The organism is Candidatus Nanopelagicales bacterium (assembly GCA_018003655.1).
GTDB lineage: Bacteria > Actinomycetota > Actinomycetes > S36-B12 > UBA10799 > JAGNDY01.
Genome location: JAGNDY010000042.1, coordinates 1 through 17566, shown reverse-complemented (window position 1 = coordinate 17566; position 17566 = coordinate 1). Strand labels below are relative to the sequence as shown.

Sequence of the window (17566 nt, the reverse complement as noted above, 5' to 3'; positions counted from 1 at the left end):
GCAGCATTCGTTGCACCTCAACTGACGAGGGCATCTCCTCGGAGGTTTCCAGCAGCAACACGCAGCCCGCATAGTCCTCCACGGGGCGAACCCAACGCCCGACAGCCAGGTTCCAGTGCAGGATCTCCAGGTTCCCGCCCCAGGTGCGACCAGTCACGACTTGCTCTGCGTTGTGCCAGATCCAGCCAGGCTCAGCGGTGACTGGCAGCGGTGCGTCGAGCGAGGGGCTCGTGCCCCAGTCAGCGTGGAGGTCGGTGAAGACGTCGACGGGCATCACCTCAACGGTCTCGGTCGTGAACAGTGCGTGTCGCAGGGACTGCGCGGAGACAGGGTGCAGGCCGCCCCTGCGGGCGAGGTGCACCATCGTCGAACCCCCGTGGTAACCGACGATTCCGAGGTTCCACAACCAATTCAGGAGGTTCGTGTTGTCGCTATACCCGACGAAAGGCTTCGGGTCGGACAGGACAATGTCACGGTCCAGGTGTGGGAGCACGGTTATCTGGTCGTCGCCACCAATCGTGGCCAGGACCGCCCGGATCGTCGGGTCTGCGAACGCAGCCATCAGATCAGCGGCGCGCTCCTCGGGTGCGGCGTCAGGCTTCCTCGTTGTGGGGTACTCGACGGGGACTAGCCCGAAGTGCTCCGACAGCGCCCGCAAACCCACCTCGTGGACCGCGGGGTGATGCGCCGGACCAGCCCACGAGGGCGAGACAACTGCGACTTTGTCACCAGTGTGCAGCTTCGGCGGCGCTGACAGTTCCATGGCAGATCACCCTAGTTCCGTCAGTTGGCAAACGTCGATTCGCTTGCTGCCTGGGAGGCGACGGGAAGTGGACTAGCCGTTCTCTGGGGACCAGCGCAGAATCGCGGCGACTTCGCCGGAGCCGGGCACGTCCTCTCGGCGGACTGCGAGCACGTCCCCGCCGGTCAACCATGTGCGGCGCGCGATCTCGTCGACGATCCCGTATGACTGCGCGTCCTCACCGCCAGCGAGTGTGACGGCGCCAGTCGACTCATCGATCGTGCCCGGCAGGGCGGCGTCGATGTCAACGAAGAGTGTCTCGACCATGCCGAACGTTGCCGCCCTGGCGACGTCGGCAACATCGGTCTTTGCGCGGCCTTGCTTCACCCGGCCCTCGAAGGTCTCGCGGACCTCGGCCAGCTCCGCCGCGTGCGCTTTGTCAAGAACCTCACGCGCTCTGGCAGCTAGCTCTCCGGGTGACTCATCATCGGGATTCCCGGTCAAAGTGGCGTCGGCAAGATTGGGGTAGGTGTTCCACTGGCGGTAGATGGAATCCAGCGGGCTAGCCGCCGCTAGTACCAGCAGCACGTCACGGCCGACGAGCAGCGGACGTAGCGCTTGATCGACGGCGCGTGAGTATTGACCCAGCCGCATCTTCTGCCCCTCAGACCCCTGTACGCGTCCGTGTTGCTTGCGCCCGCTGATGGAGGGAACTCCGACTGCATCCACTGCACTGTTCGGCATGTCTGGAACATTCACGAGTTGTGGATCACCCTCGGGAAACACCTCAAGAACGCGGGCCTGATTCTGCGAAATCGCGAGCACGTACGCGGCTTTTGTGAACGTCACCGCACGCAATAGCGGTTTGAGGTGGAAACGATCTGACACATGGACCGAGTCGGAAAGGTGGTTGGGGAGTTGGAAGGTAGAGACGGTGTCTGCGGTGAGGAATACCGCCAGGCTGCGCGCTTGGTGCGCCCAAAAATCCTCATCGTCGTCAAGGTCGTCGAGCATCTCATCCATGGCGAGCAAAACTTGTTTGTCCTGACCGGCCGCTTCTAACTGTCCGCGCGCGTCACGCCAGAGGTTCGCCAACACGACCCGGGGGGCCTGGTTGTCACCGATCTCTTCAGTTGCCAGGTAGATCGTGACGCTGCCGGGCCGGCGCTCCAGCATCAGTTGGTCAATTTGTGCCCGATCTGGCAATGAGAGATGCAAATACATTCAGATTCCTTCGCTTGAGGCGACTGGGTTCGGTACGTGAACGCGATCGTATCTGGACGGCTCTGTCAGTGATGTGCGAGGCGGACCTGAGAAATCGCTCAGAGCGCGAAGCTCAGTCGACGCCGCTTGAGACGCTGTGTGGAGGTGCCGGGAATCGAACCCGGGTCCATCGGTACCAATCAGAGGCTTCTACGTGCGTAGTCGTGTTGAACGCGTTCTCGGCCTTCCCACTGTCGTACGACCCTGCGGGAAACGCGGCCCAGTCACTGTTTGATGTCCCTCGCGCTCCCGATGACCGGAGCGGTTGGTGAGTCTCCTAGTCGACGCCGGACACCCGAGGGGAGACACCCCTGGGCCGACGGGTTATCACTTTCGCTTAGGCAGCGAGAGCGACGTCAGCCTTGGCTGACACACCAGTGCGATTTGAATCGGCACTTGTTGTTTTCAACGGGTCGTTAACGAGATAACCGTTGATCCTCGGCACGCTTCACTCATCTCAATAACCGATGTCGAAACCGTTCACCCCCTGTGTAGTTATCCCCCGAGTCTACGCAGCCGACCGACAAACGTCACTTCGCTTTGGAGCGCCGTGTGATCGCGACGGGTGGGCAACCCCAACACAGTGCCTCGCTCCGGTGACCAAGTCGGGAGCCAACCGAGGTCGGATGTAAGTCGAATCACACCCCGCGGTGGTGTGTGGATGGGGCGCTGCGGGGCATGACCTACTCAGACCCTGGAAGGGAATTGAGACATGGATACCACTGCAGTAACAATGACCACCCTCTACGCCGGCATGCCGCTGTGGTCATGGATCGCGGCTGGCTTTGCCGTGGTCGTGCTGCTAGTACTCGTCTTTTCGGTGGCTGCCGCAAGTCGCAAACGGTCGCGCTGGGACCACGCCTTTGACATCCGCATGGCCGATGCGCGCTGGTTTGCCGACTCCCTCACTCTCGCGGTCGCCGACCGAACCAAGGGCACCCCGGAACTCGTTCGGACGTGGACCGACGGCGTTCCCCGGATGTCCACGCTGTCCCAACAGCTATTCGAACTCTCGACGGTGGCTCCCACGGATAAGCGGGCGATCCAGCCTCGCTACGTCGCCAACGCGGTGGACAGTCTGCGTCAGGCTCTCGATGCCGACGTCCGCTTGCGGACCCAGGGCTTCGCGCCCGGGCAAGACAGTCTCATCGCTGAATCGGCAATGGTCGTGAGCAGCCGTCGCCGCGACCTCGATGACGTGCTCGCCAGGTACCACGGCTAGGTCGAGGTAGGGCCAGTCGAACTTCGGACTAGGCGCGAACCCCGAACAGCCGGGCACCCGCTCCCCACAGGACCTGGCGCAGCCAGACATCACCGAGCCCAAGTTGCGCCAGTGCATCGATCGCCTCGACATAGGGGTAGGGGATGTTTGGGAAGTCCGATCCAAACAACACGTCGCCGCGCAAACCCGCATCAGTCAGCCGAGGTTTCAAGGCATCAGGAAAGGGTGCGAGCTGGTTCATGAACGCGGTGAACGCCATGGTGGTGTCCAACCGGACCCCGGGGTAGTCATCAGCTAGGTCCAGGAAGCCCCCGTACTCGGGGGCGCCCATGTGAGCGATGATCAGCTGCAGTCTGGGGTGTGCCGTCAGGACATCGCGTACCGGACCTGGTCCGGTGAACTCACCCGGTACCGGTCCCGACCCACAGTGAATGACAATCGGGATGGCCGAATCCGCCAGGAGTTCCCACACCGGATCCAGTAGCGGGTCTCGTGGATCGAAGGCACCCACCTGCAGGTGCAGCTTGAAGCAGCGCGCACCGGAATCCACCGCAGCCTTGACGTAATCCTGGACCCCGGGCTCCGGATAGAACGTCGCGGTCTGGATGCAATCGGGCGTTGCCGCGGCAAAGTCCGCCGACCACCGGTTCAGCCAGTCCGCCATTCCCGGCTTGTGCGCATAGATCATCGATGTGAAGGCCCTGACCCCGAACGACCGCAGGATCGTGAGCCGGGCGTCCGCGCTATCCCGGTACTCAATGGGCCATGGCACGCCGTAGACGGACTCGGCCCGGTCGAAAACCGCCCACACCTTCTGCATGACCGGCTCGGGCATGAAGTGGGTATGAACGTCGACAACCCCGGGGATCCCCAGCTCGTCGATGATCCGGAGGGGCTCAGCCGTCATAGCCCTTGGCACGACGACCTATCGCCCGATCGGCCTCTCGTTTGGCGTCCCGTTCTGCGATCGCGTTGCGCTTATCGTACGACTTGCGGCCCTTGGCCAGAGCGATCTCGACCTTGGCGTAGCCATCCTTGAAATACAACGCCAGCGGGACGATTGTCAGGCCACCTTCGCGGGTCTTGTTGGCAATCTTGGCGATCTCATCGCGGCGAAGCAGCAGCTTTCGATTGCGTCGCGGTTCGTGGTTGGTCCAGGTGCCTTCGGTGTACTCAGGGATATGAACGCCGCGCAGCCAGATTTCGCCGTCATCGACGGTCGCGTAGCCATCAACGAGCGACGCGTGCCCAGCGCGCAATGACTTGACTTCCGTCCCTTGCAAAACGAGGCCAGCCTCGAACGTCTCGATGATCGAGTAGTCATGGCGGGCTTTGCGATTCTGGGCGACGACCTTTCGGCCTTGCTCTCGTGCCACAGCTACGCGCCCCTAGGGATATCGACCAGATCCTGCGAGATGCATGCGCAACTCATCCAGACCAGCAAGATACGCGATGCTTCGATTCCCCGAACCAACCCATGGGTTCGTAGGGCACGCCGTTGACGTGGACCTCAAAGTGCAGGTGGGGACCGGTCACCCAACCCGTCGATCCGACGTAGCCGATCACCTCGCCGCGCCTGACATTCTCGCCATTGCGAACCACGATTCGCGACTGATGCGCATACATCGTCGACAGTCCGCCGCCGTGGCTGATCAGCGTGTGGTTCCCATACGGGCCGCCGTAGTCAATGGAAATCACACGGCCGCCGGCGGCGGCGTGAATCGGCGTCCCAGCACCAGCACCGATGTCGTCACCGGTATGACACGAGTGATACCCGTACACCGGATGGACCCGCCAACCGGTCCGTCCACCGGCCGATACTCCCGGTGTCGGCCAACTGAGGTGCCCACCTGATGACCCACCGGAGTTCCCACCGGAGTTCCCGCCACCCTTGTGGCCACCGGAATTTCCGCCGCCGGAGCTCCCGCCGGACGAGCCCCCAGAGTTGGCGCCATTGCTATTCCCGGCCGAGTTCTTGTCCCGCTGTTGGCGGGCCTTCTCTCGAGCCCGCTCCTCGCGCGCTTTGCGCGCGATCTTGCGCTGCTCGGCGAGCAAGGCGTCGTACATGGCCTTGACGGAGTTACGTTGTCCGGCCGCCACCCTCAACGCCGCACCCTGTTGGGCTACCAGCTTGTCGACCGTCGCCTTTGCATCGGCGGTTCTGCTTAACGCGGCCGCAGTGACCTGAACTTGCTTTGCAGCATCGTCGCGCCGCTGTTGCGCGACATCTTGGAGTTTGCGCATTTCGGTCAGCTTGCGGGCAAGCAATGCAGTCGCTTCGGCAAGTTGGCCCAGCGTCTGATTGTTTCCGCGGGACACCCGTTTGATCGACGCCATGCGCTCGGCAAACTGGCCCGGATCCGACGAGTCGAGCAGGATGCGCAGCTCCTCGAACCCACCACCGGACGTGTAGACGGCCCTGGCCAACATCGCGATCCTCGCTCGCAACGCCGCGACCTCGGCCTCGATCTTGACAACCTCGGCCTGCGCGGAAGAAACGGCCTTCTCGGCTGCGTTCAAGGCGGCAGCCGCCGCCGCTGCAGCCTTCTGCGACGCGGCGACAGAAGCCTTCGCCGCAGCGAGCTGGGTCTGGGCGTTGGGCAGCTTGGCCTTTGCGTCGTCGAGCGCCTTGCGGGCGGCATTGACCTTCTTGTTGGCGCCAGCCAGATCATCGTCTGCGGAGGCGAGTTGGTCGTTGACGTTGGTCGGAGTTGCCAACGAGGGCTTGGCACCAGCCATGCCCGCCGACGCTTGCGACGGAACCATCGCAACCGACACCAGGCCAGTCAGGCCAGCGAGCAGGGCAACCGTACGCACACGGTGCGAGCCACGGTCAGCGTCGCGGGTCTGAGTGTCACGAACTGTCGTCATCTGGCCTCCTTCGCTGGATCTCGTCCGTTCAATCCTGCGCACAAAGCTCCGCGCCAATCAGACTTTTAGGTACCTGCGCACAGTCAGTAACGCCGCCGCACCAGACAGGACCACACCGGTCACGAAGATGATGATCATCACTTGAATGACTTCGGGCCAACCTACAAAGGCGGTGAATCGGAATGATGGTTCGAGGACTTGGTCGACGAGGAAGTGCTTCTGGGCGGCAATCGCGCCAACGGCCAGCAACCCACCGACGGCTGCCGCAATCACCGCTTCCAGGAGGAACGGAAGCTGGATATAGAGGTTGCTCGCCCCCACCAACTTCATGATCCCGGTCTCTCTGCGGCGGCTATAGGCCGCGACGCGCATCGTGTTGACAACCAGCAGCACGGTGACGAACAGCATGGCAATCGCGATCCCCAGAGCTATCGCCTGGAGTCCGCCCAGGATCTTGAAGAACTTGGCGAGCAGCTTGCGTTGATCCTGAACCTGTTCGACACCCGACATGTTCCCGACGGCGGCGGCCACCGTCGCGAATTCCTCCGGGTTGGCGAGCTTGACCCGGAAGGATTCGGGCATTGACTCGGCTGTGACGTTCTCAAGGATTGGCGAGTTTTTGAACTGGGTCCGGAAGCGGTCGTACGCCTCCTGTGCTGACTCGTAGTAGACCTCTTCGACGGTTGGACTGAGGCTGGTCAGTTTGGTCTTGATGGCTTCGCGCTGCACGTCTGTGACGGGACCGCCCGCACACACCTTCGGATCAGATGCCTGACCGCACAGGAACACCGAGACCTCGACCCGGTCGTACCAGTAGTCCTTCATCGCATCGACCTGCCCGCGCACAAGCAGACCGGTACCGAACAAGGTGAGCGATACCGCGATCGTCAGGATGACCGCGATGGTCATGGTGAGGTTGCGGCGTAAGCCGTGGCCTACTTCTTTGAGCGCCAATCCCAAGCGTCGCATCGTCGGCCCCTACCCTGCGTACCCATAGACGCCGCGAGCTTCGTCGCGGATCACCCGACCACCGACGAGCTCGATCACGCGTTTGCGCATCTGGTCAACCATCGCGGCGTCGTGGGTCGCCATGATCACGGTGGTCCCAGTTCGATTGATTCGATCGAGTAGTCGCATGATGCCCAGCGAGGTCGAAGGATCGAGGTTGCCCGTTGGCTCGTCTGCGATCAGAATCGGTGGCTTGTTCACGAAGGCCCGAGCAATGGCGACGCGCTGCTGCTCGCCACCGGATAACTGGCCGGGCTTGCGATTGGCGAGTTCGGTCAGGCCAACGAGCTCAAGCGCATCGGCAACCGCGGGTTTGGTCTTGGATCGTGATTCGCCAATGACTTCCAGCGCGAATGCCACATTCTGCGAAACGGTCTTCTCCGGAAGAAGCCGGAAATCCTGGAAGACTGCGCCCATCTTGCGACGCAAGGGCGGAACCCGCCAGCGGCGCAGCTTTGCGACATCTTTGTCGTTGACAAACACACGCCCATCCGAGGCCTTCTCTTCACGCAGCAGGAGACGCAAAAACGTGGACTTGCCCGAGCCAGAGGGCCCGACGAGGAATATGAACTCGCCGTCATCAATCTGGAGGCTGACGTTGTCCAGCGCAGGCGAGCCCGCGCTCTTGTATCGCTTGGTGACCTCTTCGAAACGAATCACAAGCAGGAACCTCGTCAGCGAGTCGTTGGTGGACTGAGTCGTTGGTGAACTGACTGGCCCAGGGCCAGTGCCGTGCGGGGGGAAGCCCGGCCCTATAGGGCGCGGCCGCCAGCGGGACTCACCCTATGCCGGGGGGAGTCGTAGATCGGGTAATCGCGGTTAGCGCGTGTCACAACCACATCTGCCCACAGCGCAGACACCACATCGCACCTACCGAACGTTCACGCCGGACCGGTCAGCCGGTTGGACTACATCTGGGCGGCAGCTTGGCCAATCGCGGCAGCCAGCAGTGGTCGCGGCAGGCCCACCTCGTCAGCGATCATGACCCCGGCATCGCCATAGGCCGCGATAGCTGCCAGCGTCCGACCGTCGAGCGCGTCTGGTAGCTCGTCGGCCGTCACAGTCCCGAAGACCCGACAGATCAGGGCTTGGGCCGCCTCTATGACAGCTGGGTCATCGGCAGGTACCAAATCCGGGTACGCGGCAGCTGCCGACCGGGCCATGGAACCAGTCACCAATTCGGCCGCTTTCGGCTCGTCCTGGGCGATGCTGAGCGCGAGCAGAGCCGCCACGTTGGACAGCGCGATTGCCGTGTTGAGGATCTGCGTGTTGTGCATGGGTGCCTCCAGCGCCCCCCGCAAGCCCGTCATGAAGGGCGCCGAGGACTCCGAATCAAGGTACGAGGCGAACTCGCCGCCGACGTAGCGAACGACCTCATCGTCAATGGACGATTTGGTCTCTTCGGCGAGGGGAACGAAGTGCAGCACGTGACAGACCATAACCCGACGTTCAAACGAATCGGGACCACGCCTCGGCAATCGGGAGGTTGTTCAAGCAAAGCAACCCGATAATGAAAATCATTGTCATTTAGCCTACGATGGTGCTCTCCGTCGAACTGAGGTTCCCAGTGACCGCCATTCCATTGGCTGCGCCGCCGACAGGCACCGAGCGCGACACCATCGTGTCGATGCACGACGTCTCCGCTGTCCGCAACGGCAGCACGATCTGGCAAGGGGCGGACCTGGCGATCCCGACCGGAGCTTTCACGGCCATCATCGGGCCCAACGGCTCCGGCAAGAGCACGCTTGTCGCGATGATCCTCGGTCAGCTGGCACCCGGCAAGGGGTCGCTTGAAGTCTTCGGGCACAAGCCCAGGACAGGTAATCCCGACATCGGCTTGGTCCCACAGAATCGCGAGCTTCAGCACGCCGGCCTCGTCTTGTGCCGCGATCTGGTTGCCCTCGGGATCGCGGGCACCCGCTGGGGCCTAGGGCTGCGCGGTCGTGGGATTGATGACCGGGTCGACGCCGCGCTGGCCGCAGTGGACGCGACCGCAATCGCTGATCGCCGCTTCGGGGAGGTGTCCGGCGGGCAGCAGCAACGCATCTCTATCGCTCAGGCGCTCATCAACAACCCGAAGCTGCTGGTGCTCGATGAACCGTTGGCCGGCCTCGACCTGCAGGGCCAAGTTGATCTGGTCGAACTCATTCACCACATCAATCACGAACGTGGCGTGACGGTTCTTTTCGTCACCCACGACCTCAACCCGCTACTGCCTCATATTGATTCGGTCTTGTACCTCCTGGACGGCCAGCCGAGATTCGGCGCGGCCGACGAGGTAGTCGACGCTGCCCTGCTGACTCGGTTGTACGGCACCCCGGTGCAAGTGACCCGTACGGCTGACGGGTGCGTCTTCACGAGGACCGAATGGTGAGCAACGGCCTTGCGACGATCGTCAACAACTCCAACACCGTCTCCGGAATCGAACTGTTGACGACGCCATTCATGCGCAATGCCTTGATTGCCGGCACGCTCATCGCGATTGTTGCCGGCGTCGTTGGCTACTTCGTTCTGCTGCGCGACCTACCGTTCGCCACTCACGCCGTGGCACACATCGGATTCCCTGGCGCGACCCTGGCGGTGTTGGTGGGAGTCACTCCGGTCGCGGGTCTGATTGTGGGCTGCGTTGGCGGCGGACTCGCCATCGGCGTCATGGGCCACCGAGCCCGCGACCGCGAGGTAGTCACCGGAACGGTGCTGGCCTTCGCATCCGGCCTCGGAATCCTCTTCAACAGCCTCGGAACGTCTCAGTCGGGGTTGCTGACAAACATCCTGTTCGGCAACATCCTGGCCGTTTCAAGCACGCAGGTGATGGTCTTCGCGGTGATCGCAGTAGGCGTGCTCGGGGTGCTCGCGATCACCGGCCGCCAGCTCATGTTCGCCTCGATCGATCCCGTCGTGGCGCAAGCGCGCGGTGTCAGAGTGCGAATGCTCAGTGGCGTGTTTCTGGTGGCGATGAGTCTGGTCATTGCCACCTGCGTCACGGTCGTGGGCGTACTGCTGATCTTCGCGTTGCTCGTAACGCCGGCCGCAACCGCGATCAAGGTCACGGCGCGACCGTTCCGGGTTGTCGTTGTCGCGACGGGAATCGCGTTGGTCAGCGTGTGGGGCGGTCTGGTGGTCGCGACCTACCAACCGTGGCCACCCAGCTTCGTCATCACGACAATCGCCTGTGCCTTCTGGGTGCTGGTGCCATTGGGCATGCGACTGCGCCGACCCGGATCGGGCTCACCGGTCGTGCTTCAGACGGCATCCTCGTAGGCGTCGCCGAAGGAACGACTTGGCCGCGGGCGCGGTGTGCTCAGATCGATGAGCGCACCGGCGGCGGCGCCCCCGGCGGATACCGTCAAGCGGGCAACCTGACCGGACAGGGAGCCCAACGCCGCCAGTCGCACGGGAACCGCCGCGGCACTGAGCAAGCCAGCCGAGGCCGCCCCGACGGACACCAGGTTGATACCGGCGACACCCGTGGAAAGCCAGGACGACGGATTGGCGCCCAGCAGCGTGGCTGGCAGGTCCAGTGGCCCGGGCGCGATGTCTGCGGACCTCGTTGGCGGCGTTGGATTGAGCGACGCGAGTTGGTCGCGCGCAGTCGATTCGGTCATGTCATTCCCCCAAGTAGTGCGAAGCTGCCCGACGTGATCGGCGACTCGCGATGCGGCACCGGCAGTGCCGCTTCTCGATCACGGGAACTGGCGATTCCCGGGATCAGCATGCTGACTGAAAGCGGCACCCAGTTGAATTGAGGATGGCGCCCAGATGAAGTCTCACCCAGAGACTTCGTCGGCTACTGCTGGTCTGGCCTCGTCAGCGGAAACAACACAGTCTCGCGAATGTTGCGCCCTGTCAAAAACATTATGAGCCGGTCAATCCCCATGCCCTGACCACCGGCTGGAGGCATCCCGTATTCCAATGCGCGCAGGAAGTCCTCGTCGACCTCCATCGCCTCGGCGTCACCGGCGGCGGCCAGCATCGACTGCGCCGTGAGCCGGTCACGTTGGTCGATCGGATCGATCAACTCGGTGTAGGCGGTGCCGAGTTCGGCTCCCCACGCGACGAGATCCCACCGCTCCGCGAGACGCGGCTCCCCAGGCTTCTTTCGCGTGAGGGGTGATACCTCGGTCGGGAAGTCCGAGTAGAAGACCGGAGTGGTGGTCGTCGCCTCACACAAGTGCTCGTACATCTCAAGCACAACCTGGGACGGACCCCACGACGGGTCACGCGCGATGTGCGCCTTCTCGCACAGCCGGATCAGAGTGTCCATCTCTGTGTCCGGGGTGACAGGCTCCCCCACCTTCTCCGAGACCGCATCATGCAGCGTGATGACGGGCCAGTCTCCGGAAATGTCGACCACGTCGTAGCCCTCGCTCATGTCATAGGACCCTGCGCGCGGACGCCAGACCACAGGCTCGCCATGCACAGCGATGGCCGCATCCAGGATGAGTTGACGGGTCAGGACGCGCATCGTGTCGTAGTCGCCGTAGGCGTCGTACATTTCCAGGCTGGTGAACTCAGGGTTGTGCGTCGAATCGGCGCCTTCGTTGCGGAAGTTGCGGTTCATCTCAAAGACGCGCTCGGCACCACCGACCAGCAACCGCTTGAGGTACAGCTCCGGCGCGATGCGCATGTAGAGCTGCATGTCGTAGGCGTTGATGTGGGTCACGAAGGGGCGCGCATTGGCGCCACCGTGCACCCGCTGCATCATCGGCGTCTCGACCTCAAGGTAATCGCGCTGCCACAACGACTCCCGGATCGACCGCACCATGTCTGAACGCATGGCCAACATGTCGCGGGCCTCGTTGTTGACGATCAAATCCACGTAGCGCTGCCGTACACGTGCCTCCGGATCGCTGAGCCCCTTGTGTTTGTCGGGCAGCGGAACGAGGCACTTGGAGGTAATCACGAACGACGAGGCGAGCACCGACAACTCGCCACGCTTGGAGGTGATGACCTCGCCCTTGACCCCGACGATGTCCCCGAGGTCGACGTCGTTCTTCCAGTCGTGCAGCGCCTGCTCGCCGGACTCAGCCAGCGTCAGCATCACCTGGATCTCACCGGACCAGTCACGTATGGTCGCGAAGCAGATCTTGCCGGAGACCCGATTCAGCATCAATCGACCTGCGATTGCGACCTGCTGACCGGTCTTGACGTCGGCCTCAAGTTCCCCGAACTGTGATCGGATAGTGCCGATGCTCGTCGATCGCTGGAACGAGGTTGCGTAGGGGTCGATCCCCCGCTCGCGCATGGCGGCCAATTTGTTCCGTCGGATCCGTTCCTGCTCGGGAAGGTCGGCATATGGGTCGGCCGCCAGTTCCGCCCGGGCGAGTTCAAGCTCGCGAGTGTGTGTCTGTTCATATGCCGCCATGAGCGCGACCGGTGAGGCTGCGCATGCCTGCCGCAAGGGCGACTGCGCGGGGCCGCGGCGACGGAACCAACTGCTTGGCTTGGGCAGACTGATGAACCCTTCGGCAGCTGCGGAGGCCAGACCAACCCTTGGCAGGTCGCCGGTGTTCTCGAACATGAGGTAGCGCGGGAACCAATCGGGGTCGTACTTGGCGTTCGACCGGTATAGCGACTCGAGTTGGAACCACCGCGAAGCAAACACCAGCAGCCACCGGGTCGACCGGATCACCGGGCCCGCCCCGATTCGCTCCCCGTCGGCAAAAATGGCCCGCATGACGGCGAAGTTCAGCGACACCCGGTCGGCACCGATCAAGGGGCCGGCAGCGATCAGGCTGGCAACCATGAACTCCATGACGCCGTTTTCGGAGTCTCGCGATCGGCGCATCAGATCCAGCGACAGTCCGGTCTTGCCCCACGGCGAGAAGGACAACAGCGCTTCGAGGTTGCCTTCGGCATCGAACGTCTCCACCAGTACGCAGCGACCGTCCAGAGGATCACCGAGTCGGCCGAGAGCCATCGAGAAGCCACGCTCATTATCGGTGTCGCGCCACCGATCGGCAGCATCAATCGCCTCGTTCATCTCCTCCTTCGAGATGTCCGAGTGCCGCCGCACTCGTGCCGTGTATCCGGCGCGCTCGATGCGCGACACGGCTTGCCGCACGACGCGCATTGAACGACCGTCGAGGTTGAAGTTGCGGAACTCGATAATCGCCTCATCGCCGAGTTCGATCGCACCGAGTCCAGCTCGCCGATAGGCCTCTGCCCCCTGCCTGCTGGCACCCATGACAGCTGGCGCCCACGCGTGACGGTGCGCTTCTTCAAGCCACGCCTCGATCGCCAGCGGCCAAGCTTCCGGATCGCCTACCGGGTCGGCGCTGGCGACGCTGACTCCGAGCACGACGCGATAGGTGACAACGGCCTTGCCCGACGCCGACCAGATCGCCGACTTGTCGCGACGGGTCGAGAAGTACGCCAGCGAGTCGCGTTCACCCCATGTTTCCAACGCAATTCGGACGTTGATCTCGTCCTCTCCGGACAGTGCCCGGTCTTTGCGTCGCGGTCGGAAGAACACGAATGCTGTGGCGATGAGGGTTGCCGATCCGAGCACTCCGGTAACCAGCGCGAATACTCGCTTGCCGCCACCGACACCGGCGTAAGCGGGAGCCCGACCGAGCGCTTCGAAGAAGCCGTCGAACACCACCGGCGCGCGGCGGGCCTGCTCCTGCGGTGTTCCGACCAGACCAAGTACTGCCCAACCGATGAGGAAGGAGATCACCAGACCAACGGCGAACGTCAATGCGGCGCGCCAGCCGTTTCCTCGTTGGGAGATCGCGAAGAACTCCCGACGGCTGAGTAACAGAATTCCGATGACAGTCAGGTCGATGAGCAGCGGAACGAGGACGTTGGGAAAGGCGGTCGGGAAGACAATCCACGCCGCGATGAGGAAGAAGAACTCCAAAGCTTCCAGGAAGACGATCATCCCCCAGGCAGCCCGTTTGCGTTTGCCGATGGCACTGGCCAAAATGATCATCAAGACTGCCCAGGCCAAGTTCGGCGGGCCGGCGAGAAAGACCAACTCCACGAGCGCACGTAGCCACCGCAGGTACGGCCTGGTTGCCGGAATGATCGCCGTCACCAAGCTGAGGAAGGCGGTCAGGTAGCAGACCCACGACGCGATTCGCGGAACCTTGGACTCCCAGCCCGTGCCAGGTACATACCGGCGCTCCTGCTTGAGTTCCTCGATCGGAGGCACCACTACTGCGCTAGTCACCGGCAAAGCCTCGCACGCGACACGTCACGCTCGCTCGCTGCGGCTCGGCGATCACTCGGTCAGGACCGTGAGATCGCTGAACAGGTCCAGGGACTCAGGATTAGCGAGAGCCTCCCGATTGCGTACCGCCCGGCCGTGCACCACATCTGTGACAGCGAGTTCAGCCAGTTTGCCCGAGCGCGTTCGGGGTAGATCGGCGACCGCAACCACTCTGGCCGGAACGTGTCGAGGGGAGCAGTTCTCACGCAGGCAGGCGCCGATACGGCGCGCGAGTTCATCGTCGAGCGTCACGCCTTCAGCAAGTCGCACGAACAGCACGATGCGGGTATCACCTTCCCAACGCTGCCCAATCGCGAGTGCTTCCAGGATCTCCGGCAGTTGCTCCACCTGGCCGTAGATCTCAGCAGTGCCGATCCGAACGCCGGCGGAGTTCAACGTGGCATCCGAGCGGCCGTGGATGACCACCCCGCCGTGTTCAGTCCAAGACGCGAAGTCACCGTGTGCCCAGATGCCTGAGAATCGCTCGAAGTACGCGGCCGTGTATTTGGTCGCATCAGGGTCGTGCCAGAAAGCCAGCGGCATGGAAGGGAAGGCCTGCGTGCACACCAACTCCCCCTGCTCGTTCGGCCGCCCGCTCATGGAGATGCCCTGCGGATCCCACACATCAGCTGCGACTCCGAGCGCCGGCCCTTGAATTTCCCCGGCATAGACCGGACGCGTTGGGTCACCCATGACGAGGCACCCGCATAAGTCCGTCCCGCCAGAGATAGACGCCAGATGCACGTCTGACTTGACCTCGCGGTAGACGTACTCGAAGGAATCGACCGACAGCGGAGAACCGGTCGAGCAGATGGTGCGCAGATCAGCGAGGTCGTGGGTGCGGCCCGGCGTCGCGCCGGCCTTGGCGGCAGCGTCCAGATACTTGGCGCTCGTTCCGAACAAGGTCACTCGTTCGGATTCGACGATGTCCCACATCGCATCCCGTTGCGGGTGGAAGGGCGAACCGTCGTACAGCACGATGGTGGCGCCACTGGCAAGCGTCATGGTCAGCCAGTTCCACATCATCCATCCGCAGGTCGTGAAGTAGAAGACCCGGTCACCGGGTCGGATGTCGCAGTGGAGTTGGTGTTCGACGAGGAGTTTGAGCAGCACCCCGCCCGTTCGGTGAACGATGCACTTGGGCGCACCCGTGGTGCCTGAGGAGTAGAGGATGAACAGCGGATGGTCGAAGGCGACCAATTGATTCGCTATCGGCCCGGACTGTCCCAATGCAGCATCACCAGCCGCCGCAGCTTGTGACCAACTGATGACGGGCACCTGAGAGTGCGAGTCTCCCGCGGCGCCTCGGTCACGAACGTCGGCAAGATCTGGGTCCTCGTCCAGCTCGCCATGCACAATCACGGCGACCAATGAGTCGAGCCCCTCGATCACGGCAGCGAGTCGATCGAGGCGCTGGTGCCTTTTGTTTGCGTACACGTACCCATCAGCGGCGATGAGGACCTTCGGCTCGACCTGACCGAACCGATCAAGTACCCCCGCGACGCCGAAGTCTGGACTCGTCGAGGTGAACGTGGCCCCGAGGTTGGCAGTCGCCATCAGCGCAATCACGGTCTCGGGGACGTTGGGCATCCACGCGGCGACCCGATCGCCGATGGTGACGCCAACGGAACGCAGGAAGGCCGTCATTTGGTCGACCTGGTATTCCAGTTGGGCCCAGGTCAGCGTTCTGCGCACGCCGTCTTCGCGGCGGTAGACGATCGCGTACTGCCCCGCCCCGGGTCGCTGGCCACCGGCGAGCAGATTCTCCGTGAGGCTCAAAGTCGCGGCGGGGAAGAACCGCGCGGAGCGCATATCGCTGTGGGCTGGCGGCAGCACGTACGCGGGGCCGTCTCCTCGGTCACCGACGACGCCGCACTCACCCCAAATCACATCCCAGAAGTCCCCGGGGTGTTCCAGGCTGTAGTCGAACAGGGCGCGGGAGTCAGCCAGATTCGATGCGGTCGCTTCCCCGATATCTCGGCGCAGCCGGTCCATGGCAGTCTGCGCGACCCGATCGGGGTCCGGTTCCCACAGCGGCTCCGACGGCCGGTCTGCTGCGTCGTCCACGCGCTCAGCCCGCAGGGGGTGCAGCTGAAACGACGGGCGCGTCGGCGGCAACCGCTCGCTGCGCGGCCAGCAGTGAGGCTCCGCTTGAGCGCAACTGCTGCTTCTGGGTCGCGGTCATCTTGCCCTTGTTCTTGGCGACTGCCGCGAGCGTCGCCTGCCCTGAGCTGACGGATCGTTGGAACGTCACCAGAAATGAACTGTAGGCCGCGGGCGCCTTGCCCGCAGTCACGGCGGCCTGGCAATCGGCGCCATCGCCGGTCAATACCACCTTCGACTGATCTGCGATGTCAGTCAACATCGCTGCGGCATCGTTGACGTTGCCGCCCGCCGCCGCCGAGTTCAGCTGGGCGGCGACAGCGGATGCAGTCCCGTCGGCGGTCAGCGACGAGATTGCCTGCGCGCACGCCGCCGGCACGGCTGCTGCCTGCACCGTCGGTGTGGCGGTACTTGACGCCGTCGCACCGGTCGGGGTGGGCGTCACAGAGGGTGACTGGCTGGCAGTCTGCGCGGTGACTTCGGCTCCGACTGGCTGAGCGCTGTTGGAGTTCCGTGACTGCAAGTAGAACCAGGCTCCAGCGCCGACCGCGAGCAGTAGAACCAGAACCAGCAGGATGATCAGGATGAGCTTGCCCTTGCGCCCCTTCGGCTTGCCGCTTTCGGTCAGCGGAGAACTGATCGGGGTCGAACCGACTTGGGCGTACTCCGGCAAGGGCGGATTGATCGACGGCACGGGTGGCACCGGTACTCCTGGCTCCGGCGCGACCGTCGGTAGGTCACCAGTACCAGCGAGCGTTTGCGACGGGTCGGGCTGCGGTGCAGCAGCTGCGGGTGGACCGGCGACCGCAGCATCAGCGGGGGGTGGAGCGAACGGCCCACCTGGTTGCGGCGAATCGGGAGGTGGCGCGAAAGGTCCACCCGGTTGCGAGGCATCCACGGGCACGGGCGGCATCCACCCGGCGCCCGGGACTGCTGGAGCCGATGCGGCCGGAGGCACGGCCGGTGGCACTGGAGGTGTCGGCGGAGCCGGAGGCACTGGAGGTGTCGGCGGCACGGCCGGAGCCGCTTCGGCCACGGCCGATGAATGAGCACCGGGGTGCGACTGGGTGTGGTCGGTCCACCCGACTCCATCCCACCAGCGGACCATGGAACCGTCCTGCGGATCCGCGTACCAGCCTGCTAC

General features: G+C 63.5%; 15 protein-coding genes and 1 other RNA gene. 3 read left to right on the top strand and 13 right to left on the bottom strand.

Annotated features, from left to right (window positions below):
• From KAZ48_07225 to ssrA, 3 genes are all read right to left on the bottom strand, one after another.
• Positions 1-763: LD-carboxypeptidase (locus KAZ48_07225; GenBank protein MBP7972575.1), on the bottom strand; the 763-nt coding region annotated here is incomplete at its 3' end.
• Between the two features lie 72 nt (positions 764-835).
• Entirely contained in the window at positions 836-1966 is a 1131-nt protein-coding gene (locus KAZ48_07220) for a hypothetical protein (GenBank protein MBP7972574.1), read from the bottom strand.
• Positions 1967-2102: 136 nt separating this feature from the next.
• Positions 2103-2493, bottom strand: a transfer-messenger RNA (tmRNA) gene (gene ssrA / locus KAZ48_07215).
• A 224-nt stretch (positions 2494-2717) separates the two neighbouring features.
• Here ssrA and KAZ48_07210 point away from each other — a divergent pair.
• The gene (locus tag KAZ48_07210) at positions 2718-3227 is read left to right on the top strand and encodes a hypothetical protein (GenBank protein ID MBP7972573.1); all 510 of its coding nucleotides are present in this window, start codon (positions 2718-2720) and stop codon (positions 3225-3227) included.
• Positions 3228-3255: 28 nt separating this feature from the next.
• Here KAZ48_07210 and KAZ48_07205 read toward each other — a convergent pair whose 3' ends face one another.
• The 6 genes from KAZ48_07205 to KAZ48_07180 form a co-directional block, all read right to left on the bottom strand.
• Positions 3256-4134, bottom strand: a complete 879-nt coding sequence (locus KAZ48_07205; GenBank protein ID MBP7972572.1) for an amidohydrolase — start codon at positions 4132-4134, stop codon at positions 3256-3258.
• Positions 4124-4603, bottom strand: a complete 480-nt coding sequence (gene smpB, locus KAZ48_07200; GenBank protein ID MBP7972571.1) for an SsrA-binding protein SmpB — start codon at positions 4601-4603, stop codon at positions 4124-4126. The genes KAZ48_07205 and smpB overlap by 11 nt, the downstream gene beginning before the upstream one ends.
• 52 nt (positions 4604-4655) lie before the next feature.
• Entirely contained in the window at positions 4656-6098 is a 1443-nt protein-coding gene (locus KAZ48_07195) for a peptidoglycan DD-metalloendopeptidase family protein (protein MBP7972570.1), read from the bottom strand.
• Positions 6099-6155: 57 nt separating this feature from the next.
• Positions 6156-7067, bottom strand: coding sequence for a permease-like cell division protein FtsX (gene ftsX, locus KAZ48_07190; protein ID MBP7972569.1), 912 nt, complete (start codon positions 7065-7067; stop codon positions 6156-6158).
• Between the two features lie 9 nt (positions 7068-7076).
• Entirely contained in the window at positions 7077-7766 is a 690-nt protein-coding gene (ftsE, locus tag KAZ48_07185; protein ID MBP7972568.1) for a cell division ATP-binding protein FtsE, read from the bottom strand.
• Between the two features lie 248 nt (positions 7767-8014).
• On the bottom strand, positions 8015-8533 hold the full coding sequence (locus KAZ48_07180; GenBank protein MBP7972567.1) for a hypothetical protein: 519 nt from the start codon (positions 8531-8533) through the stop codon (positions 8015-8017).
• A 140-nt stretch (positions 8534-8673) separates the two neighbouring features.
• Between KAZ48_07180 and KAZ48_07175 the strand changes: the two genes are divergently transcribed.
• Together KAZ48_07175 and KAZ48_07170 are read left to right on the top strand one after the other, a co-directional pair.
• Positions 8674-9480 carry an ATP-binding cassette domain-containing protein gene (locus KAZ48_07175; GenBank protein MBP7972566.1) on the top strand — a complete coding sequence of 269 codons (807 nt, stop codon included), beginning with the start codon at positions 8674-8676 and terminating at the stop codon, positions 9478-9480.
• Positions 9474-10367: a metal ABC transporter permease gene (locus KAZ48_07170; protein ID MBP7972565.1), complete on the top strand. Its 894-nt coding sequence runs from the start codon at positions 9474-9476 to the stop codon at positions 10365-10367. Before KAZ48_07175 ends, KAZ48_07170 begins: the two co-directional genes overlap by 7 nt.
• Here the strand turns inward: KAZ48_07170 and KAZ48_07165 are convergent.
• The 4 genes from KAZ48_07165 to KAZ48_07150 form a co-directional block, all read right to left on the bottom strand.
• A complete protein-coding gene (locus KAZ48_07165; GenBank protein ID MBP7972564.1) occupies positions 10349-10711 on the bottom strand; it encodes a hypothetical protein in 363 nt (120 codons plus the stop codon). The two genes, KAZ48_07170 and KAZ48_07165, sit on opposite strands and share 19 nt — an antisense overlap.
• A 182-nt stretch (positions 10712-10893) precedes the next feature.
• Complete coding sequence (gene lysX / locus KAZ48_07160; protein ID MBP7972563.1) at positions 10894-14280, bottom strand: bifunctional lysylphosphatidylglycerol synthetase/lysine--tRNA ligase LysX; 3387 nt, start codon at positions 14278-14280, stop codon at positions 10894-10896.
• 51 nt (positions 14281-14331) lie between these two features.
• Positions 14332-16386 (bottom strand): acetoacetate--CoA ligase, encoded by a 2055-nt coding sequence (locus KAZ48_07155; protein ID MBP7972562.1) that lies wholly within the window; start codon positions 16384-16386, stop codon positions 14332-14334.
• Positions 16387-16390: 4 nt separating this feature from the next.
• Positions 16391-17566 (bottom strand): DUF2510 domain-containing protein (locus KAZ48_07150; protein MBP7972561.1); only part of this gene is annotated, 1176 nt, incomplete at its 5' end.

What these genes read in the sequence shown, in the direction of transcription:
- KAZ48_07220 (MBP7972574.1), bottom strand. Translation starts at nt 1,966, where the DNA reads ATGTATTTGCATCTCTCATTGCCAGATCGGGCACAAATTGACCAACTG.
- KAZ48_07210 (MBP7972573.1), top strand. Translation starts at nt 2,718, where the DNA reads ATGGATACCACTGCAGTAACAATGACCACCCTCTACGCCGGCATGCCG.
- KAZ48_07205 (MBP7972572.1), bottom strand. Translation starts at nt 4,134, where the DNA reads ATGACGGCTGAGCCCCTCCGGATCATCGACGAGCTGGGGATCCCCGGG.
- KAZ48_07195 (MBP7972570.1), bottom strand. Translation starts at nt 6,098, where the DNA reads ATGACGACAGTTCGTGACACTCAGACCCGCGACGCTGACCGTGGCTCG.
- ftsX (MBP7972569.1), bottom strand. Translation starts at nt 7,067, where the DNA reads ATGCGACGCTTGGGATTGGCGCTCAAAGAAGTAGGCCACGGCTTACGC.
- KAZ48_07170 (MBP7972565.1), top strand. Translation starts at nt 9,474, where the DNA reads ATGGTGAGCAACGGCCTTGCGACGATCGTCAACAACTCCAACACCGTC.
- KAZ48_07165 (MBP7972564.1), bottom strand. Translation starts at nt 10,711, where the DNA reads ATGACCGAATCGACTGCGCGCGACCAACTCGCGTCGCTCAATCCAACG.